Source organism: Leptothrix ochracea L12 (genome assembly GCF_000262525.1).
The window spans coordinates 1-5,677 of record NZ_JH660661.1 but is presented as its reverse complement, the minus strand read 5'-3'; the positions used below and the strand labels follow the sequence as shown (position 1 = coordinate 5,677).

Below are 5,677 nucleotides of genomic sequence, written 5' to 3'. Positions count from 1 at the left end.
GCCACCACGCCCGTGGTGGCCGCCAGCATGGCACCGACAAAGATCACCGCGTAGGCCAGACCACCTCGGATCGGGCCGAAGAGCTGGCCGATGGTGTCGAGCAGATCTTCGGCCATGCCGGAGCGCTCTAGGATCAGTCCCATGAAGGTGAAGAACGGAATGGCCAGCAGCGTGTCGTTCTGCATGATGCCGAAGATGCGCAGCGGCAGCGCTTGCATCAGCGAGGCGGGTAGCAAGTCAAGCTGGATGCCGATGAAGCCGAACACCAAGCCGCAAGCGCCGAGTGAAAAGGCCACCGAGTAGCCCATCAGCAAAAACACAATCAGCCCGGCGAACATCACCGGTGCCATGTTGGCGGAGAGGAATTCGATCATTGCGCAGCCTCCTTCTTCTTGGCGGTTTCGGCGGCAAGAATGGCTTCGGCCAGCTCTTCTTCGGCGGTCTTTTCTTGCTTCTTCTGTGTTGGGTCGTCGATCAGACCTTGCAGAAAAGCGAGCCGTTTGATCAGCTCAGAGAGGCCTTGCAGGCCCAACAGAGTGAACCCTAGCGGCACCAGTGCAAAGACTGGCCAGCGGATCAGGCCGCCTGCATTGGATGACATCTCGCCCGACGTATAAGCCGTGATCACGAGGGGTGTCACCAAATACAGCACCGCGACCACCAAGGGGAAAAGGAAACAGAGGATGCCGAAGATGTCGATCTTGATCTGGGTGCGCTTAGAGAAGCGGCTAAGAATCACGTCGATTCGGACGTGTTCTTGACGCAGCAGCGTATAGCCTGCGCCGAGCAAGAAGATGCCGGCAAACAGGTACCACTGGATTTCAAGAAAGGCGTTTGAGCTGGTGTTGAAGGCCTTGCGCACCACCGCGTTGAGCGCGGAAATGAGCACAGCGGCCAATACTAACCAAGCGACCCAGCGACCAACGAACTCACTGAGTGCATCGATCCGGCGGGCCAGCGGGAGCAGGGGAGCCATGGCAGACAAGGAATTCTCCGTAAGAAGCATCACAGGCGTGCATTGTCGATGCATCGCTGACGCTTTTTGGCGTTAGATCCTAGGTAAAACCCTTGTCTGCAAACGTGCTGTTCGAACAGCGAATGGGGATTAGTCTGCCAATTGGCTGGCTGCAATGAACAGCTTGGTGCTGCGAGCACCGCTACGGCAAAACGCCAGAATAGGCTTGGGCAGGGTATCGAGGAGGGTGCGGAAGCGGGCAATTTCCTCGGGGCTCTGATACATCCCGGACACCGGTAAGAACGCGTAGCTCAGTCCAGCTGCTTGGGCAGCTGCCTCGACTGCAGCGCTGGTGGGCTGGTCTGATCCACCCTCAAAGTCGGGGCGATTGTTGATCACACTGCGAAAACCAGCCGCAGCAGCGGCAGCCATGGCTGCGGGATCAAGCTGCGGTGCGACGCAGACATCCGGACTGATTTGCTGAATCGGGAGAGCAGACATAGAGAGTCTCAGCCAAAAGTTATTAAGTACCCCTCGGGGTACATTGCGATGGCGCGATTATGACGCAGCCTTGGGGTTCAATGCGTTTTTGATGGCGGTCGATAACAAGCCCATGTCGGCTTGGCCAGCGAAACGCTGTTTGGCCACACCCATCACTTTACCCATGTCTGCAGGACCACTTGCGCCGAGTTCGGTCACCAAAGCGGTGACAGCGATGGCGATTTCTTCCGCGCTGAGTCGTTGTGGCACATAGATTTGCAGCACGCTGACTTCAGCACTTTCTTTGTCCACCAGATCAAAGCGTGCAGCCTGTGTGAACTGAGCGATGGAGTCTTTACGCTGCTTGATCAGCTTGTCCACAATGGCCACGATGGCCGCGTCATCAAGGGTGATTCGTTCATCCACTTCTCGCTGCTTGATCGCTGACAGCAACAAGCGAATCGCACCGAGACGATCCGAGTCTTTGGCGCGCATGGCGGCTTTCATATCTTCGGTGATGCGATCTTTGAGGCTCATGGTGCTTTGGGCAAAGGTTGAGGCGCGGAGAAAAGGGATGGCAGAAAAAATCAAGCCCGCAGCGGCGTCCCGTGCGAGCTTGGTGTGATGCTTTCACCCAACAGTTTCGTGTCGGGTGAAAAGATCAGGATCAGTACAGCTTTTTGGGCAGCTGCATCGAACGCACACGCTTGTAGTGACGCTTGACAGCGGCAGCTTTCTTGCGCTTGCGCTCGGCAGTCGGCTTCTCATAGAACTCGCGAGCGCGCAGGTCGGTCAGCAGGCCGAGCTTTTCAATGGTGCGCTTGAAGCGACGCAGAGCGACGTCGAACGGCTCATTTTCCTTGACACGGATGGTCGTCATGAACGAAAAAATCCTTCAGTTGTATCTTCGGTGGTCGGTGGTGGTCCGGACACACAACAAGGCAATCTGGTCACCTTTGCAACGCAAGCGTTGCGCGAGTTTTTCGATTGCCACTTGCCGACTCGAAGAAAGAGTTGCTAGCAAAGCCGATGATTATAGAGGATTTCTCGAGACCACCCGGAGAGCTTGTTCAGGGCGCCTTTTTCAGCGACAAGACCCATTCGACCAGTTGCTTCGCTTCAGCTTCTGTGACACCACGATCCTTGTTCGGGACCATCCGGGCGGTACCCCAGACGCCACCACCACCATTCAACACTTTGTGTGTCAGCCGCTCAACATCGGCGGCAGTGTATTTTTCGGCCACATGGATATACGCAGGACCGATGACTTTTTTATCGATTGCGTGACACATGAGGCACCCTTTCTTTTGGGCGAGTTCTTGATTCGCGAGCGCGGGAGCAGAAATCGCAGCAGAGGCGACCAAAGCAATAACGGCAAACAAGGGCTTCATGGCATCCTTTCGGTTACGGGCGAGGGGAATGAGTATTGCGGGAATGGACCGACTGACTCTGATCGTACAGATCCAATCTCTGATACTAATATGACACCTTTAACGAATCAGGTTGAAATTGTGGCGAATGTCTTTTTTTGATACCTTCTGTGAGGTAGATCGTCAGAAGATATAAAACCATGATAATACGGTGAATTATTTAACGTTCTGCGGTTGGCGGCGTCAGCTTTCGTTCAAGCCGTGTGTCGGTGTCGGTGTTGGAAACATCGTCGATCTTGAACGAATATTGGAGAAGGAAGAATTGATTCACGATTTTCTTGATTTCTGTGACGCATAGTTACCAATACTGCGCTCCAAGTGCGTATCGTTCGGTCCCAGAGAGGTAGCCGCTGTACGTTCCTCCCGGTCATGAGTTGCTGAATATTAAGATTCATAATGAATCTTGTGGTGGCTATTTTTGTGTTTGCTTATATTGAATGAAAGGCTTGGAGTTTTTGTCTGAAAGGCCCATGGGGTACATAGAGATACATGTGTTCTCCGTTGTTTCGGAATCAAAAATCACCTTTTGTTGTCACGCATGAATCATTTGATCATCGGTATCGGCGCCACAGGTCGTCGAGTTGTCATCGAACTACGCAAGCGCTTGATGCTGCGTCACGGCAGTGTTCAGCCCAGTGATGTTGCCGTCAGTTTTGCCTTGCTGACCAAGGCTGCCACGGATACCAAAGTCGATCACAACGACTGGACCGTGCTTGGGCAATCGATTCAGATGCCTGAGCGGCAAACGCTCGTGCTCAAGCCCGAGAACCAAGCATCTGTGGAAAGCCAAACCGCTTGTCGCAAGCTGTTGGAGTCGATGCTGCACGACTTGCCGAGTTCTTCGGCTCGTTCCGAAGTGACGTGGCATGTGGTGGGCCATATGCAGGCCCACGGCGAGTCGGGCTTGATGCCCGGGGTGGTGCGCTTGCTGCGTAGCCTGTCGTCGGAAGTCGATGCACGCGTTTTGATGTACGGCATGCTGCCAGCCAACTTGGCGGCCGTCGATGCCACCACGTCGTGCGCTGATGTGCGTGAATTGCACGAATTGATGGCGGCCCCCGCAGGTCGGCGCAACAAGCTGGCACCCTTTACCCAAGGCTATCTCTGGCATGACGCCGCCGCCTCTGGCGCGGCGACCGAGCGCACTGCGGCGCTGGCCGAGTTCCTCTATCAAAAGATGTTGGTCGGCTCAAGCTGGCAAGCGGGCGCTGCGGAGGGTCTGTTTGGCGTCGGCCTGCATCGTCTGGGGCCGGATGTTGATACGTGGCAGGAACACCTGAGCCTTGAGATCGCCCAGCGTGTGCTTAACAGCTTGTGCATGGGGCACGCTGAAGCCAGCGGTGATAAGCAGACACCGCAGGTCTCTGCCGCCAAGGCCATCGCCGTGGTGGATGCCAACGCCCGTGACCGTCAAACGCTGGGTGGCGATGTGCTGCACCAGCAAGTGGCTGCGGTGGTGGCTGCCGGCACCTTTGAACAGATTTGGACCGAATACGCCGAGCATTTCAAGCGGCTTGCCTTTGCGATGCCCGATGCGCAACGTCTGGACCAGCTTGCCGCTCTTTTGATCAGGCCTTGCGTTTAGGTTTTCGTGGTCAAGGGGTTGAGCCCTACTTTGAACAAGCTCGCGAAGAGCTGGAACGCACCACGGATGCTCGCGTCAAGGACATCGAATCCGATTTGTTGAGCGATTGGCAGGCCGGGCGTCGTTCGCTGCGCGATTGCGGCCAAGTGATTGCCACCATGGCGGCCGACTTGACGTTTTACAGCGATCAGATCGAAGCCACGGTGCGTCAGCGCAGCGAGGTTTCTGATCACCACGGCATGCAATTGGCAGTGCTGAATCAAAAGGCCGCGCAAACCGCCAGCAACACGGGTGGCTTTGGTGGCTTTGCCAAGCGTTTGGCCGGTGGTGATGAGCGCAGCCGCATCCTTGATCTGGAAAACGCCGTCATGTTGTGGCGTGAGCGTTGCTTGGCCATGACCCAAGTGACAGCGGGGCGTTTTGCCCAGCACCAAGCACAGCGCTTGGTGTCGCAACTCAACGCTTTGTTCCACGTCATCGAATCGACCGAACAAACGCTGGTCGCGCTTTCGCATGAACTGCGGGGCCGCTCTGAGGTGGTCTACGAGCGCAAGCGCATGGATTTGCTGCGCGAACGGCTCTTGACGCGCGAAGCGTTGGTCACCTTGGACGTTCAAAGTCTGCAAGACGCCTTGTTTGACGCCGCTGGACCGGGGATGACATTCCGTGCCTTTGCGTCGGTGTCGTCGTTGGGCGGCAAGATTTGCCAGCATCTGCTGGGCATGAGCGTGCAGTCGGCGCGCAGCTTCATCGATGCGCAGGCGTCACCCTCCTTGGTGGATGGTTTGATGCAGCGCTGGTTGAAAAATCAAGCCCAGCAGGCTCAGACTTTTTCCAATTGGGTGGATAACACGGCGTTGGCCGATCAGTTTCGCCCGGATAGCCACTCGGCACGTTGGAGTCTGTTGATGCCCAACAGCGAGATGCCGTCAGGCTACCTCTCGGCTTTTGCCGAGTCGCTGGAGAGCACCTTAAAAGATAAAAAACTACTGCCGGCTCAGGGGCCCCACGCCAAGCTCGAACAGCTTGGATCGTTCCCGGGCGTGCGCTCGGATCAGCGCCTGACTTTGGTCGGTTTGCTGCCGTTGTTCCAGATCGGTGGCGATGCTCAGCTGGTTGAGGCCGCCCCTCCTGCGCCCGTCGTGGCTGCTGCTCCAGTGGCTGCTGCTCCAGTGGCTGCGGCACCTGTTGCTCCCCCGGTGGTTGCCTCGATGCCCCCCGCGCCAG

8 protein-coding genes are annotated in these 5,677 nt (G+C 56.5%); 2 read left to right on the top strand and 6 right to left on the bottom strand.

Annotation, left to right across the window (positions count from 1 at the left end; all coding sequences use genetic code 11):
• The 6 genes from LEPOCDRAFT_RS00040 to LEPOCDRAFT_RS00015 all read right to left on the bottom strand — a co-directional run.
• On the bottom strand, nt 1-374 hold a 374-nt coding region (locus tag LEPOCDRAFT_RS00040), incomplete at its 3' end, for a TRAP transporter large permease subunit (RefSeq protein ID WP_009453106.1).
• A complete protein-coding gene (locus LEPOCDRAFT_RS00035) occupies nt 371-976 on the bottom strand; it encodes a TRAP transporter small permease subunit (RefSeq protein WP_009453105.1) in 606 nt (201 codons plus the stop codon). The genes LEPOCDRAFT_RS00040 and LEPOCDRAFT_RS00035, both read right to left, overlap by 4 nt.
• 129 nt (nt 977-1,105) lie before the next feature.
• Nucleotides 1,106-1,456, bottom strand: coding sequence for a protein tyrosine phosphatase family protein (locus LEPOCDRAFT_RS00030; RefSeq protein WP_009453104.1), 351 nt, complete (start codon nt 1,454-1,456; stop codon nt 1,106-1,108).
• 57 nt (nt 1,457-1,513) lie between these two features.
• Nucleotides 1,514-1,972, bottom strand: a complete 459-nt coding sequence (locus LEPOCDRAFT_RS00025) for a GatB/YqeY domain-containing protein (protein ID WP_009453102.1) — start codon at nt 1,970-1,972, stop codon at nt 1,514-1,516.
• A gap of 130 nt (nt 1,973-2,102) precedes the next feature.
• Nucleotides 2,103-2,315 carry a 30S ribosomal protein S21 gene (gene rpsU, locus LEPOCDRAFT_RS00020; RefSeq protein WP_007833691.1) on the bottom strand — a complete coding sequence of 71 codons (213 nt, stop codon included), beginning with the start codon at nt 2,313-2,315 and terminating at the stop codon, nt 2,103-2,105.
• Between the two features lie 190 nt (nt 2,316-2,505).
• A complete protein-coding gene (locus tag LEPOCDRAFT_RS00015; RefSeq protein WP_009453101.1) occupies nt 2,506-2,826 on the bottom strand; it encodes a c-type cytochrome in 321 nt (106 codons plus the stop codon).
• A 577-nt stretch (nt 2,827-3,403) separates the two neighbouring features.
• Between LEPOCDRAFT_RS00015 and LEPOCDRAFT_RS00010 the strand changes: the two genes are divergently transcribed.
• Nucleotides 3,404-4,450 (top strand): FtsZ/tubulin family protein, encoded by a 1,047-nt coding sequence (locus tag LEPOCDRAFT_RS00010; protein ID WP_009453100.1) that lies wholly within the window; start codon nt 3,404-3,406, stop codon nt 4,448-4,450.
• The coding region (locus LEPOCDRAFT_RS02900) for a hypothetical protein (protein WP_009453099.1) at nt 4,441-5,677 on the top strand (1,237 nt) is incomplete at its 3' end. The genes LEPOCDRAFT_RS00010 and LEPOCDRAFT_RS02900, both read left to right, overlap by 10 nt.